Genomic DNA, 511 nt, shown 5'->3' with positions numbered 1-511 from the left:
TTGTCCATGTCAATCGTTTGTGCAATTGTTGTACCAGCTTGTACGGTTTGTCCGTTTTTCACTTCGTTTTTCACAATTGTTCCATCCATAATGGATTTTACGTCAACAGTTTTTTCGCCTTTGATTTTTGCAACTGTTTCGCCTTTTTTCACTGTTTTTCCTTCGTCCAGATCCCAGTCAGATACTTTACCTGCCGCTGGAGCAGTAATAGCAGCCATATCGCCCGCTACTTTTGCTTCATCTGTTTTTACGTAGTTTGTGCTTTGATAATAGTAGTAAGCACCTCCAGCTATAATTGCAAGAACAACAATCAAACCGATAATGTTGGTCAGAATTAAACGTCCTCTGTTCATTTTGTTTTCTCCTTTCGTTTCATCCTCTATCATTTTGTGGAAAGCTGGTGAAAATATGTGAGAAGTTTTTAATTACCGCTTTTTTCTGAACAGCCTTCAGCAAGCTTCGTTAAGCTTCCGGCTAGTTTGCGCAAATACTGCAGCTGGGAGGTATCAAG

At 39.9% G+C, this 511-nt stretch carries 1 protein-coding gene and 1 pseudogene; both read right to left on the bottom strand.

Annotated elements, in window-relative coordinates:
• A partial coding sequence (locus ACWHAR_RS32290) for a biotin/lipoyl-containing protein (RefSeq protein WP_452089078.1) occupies window positions 1-386 on the bottom strand: 386 nt, incomplete at its 3' end.
• Between the two features lie 35 nt (window positions 387-421).
• A pseudogene (locus tag ACWHAR_RS32285) lies at window positions 422-511 on the bottom strand (MarR family transcriptional regulator); the annotation flags it as partial.

The organism is Bacillus sp. LR--39 (genome assembly GCF_053613335.1).
The sequence above is the reverse complement of the archived record's forward strand: the minus strand, read 5'-3'. Positions and strand labels throughout refer to the sequence as shown.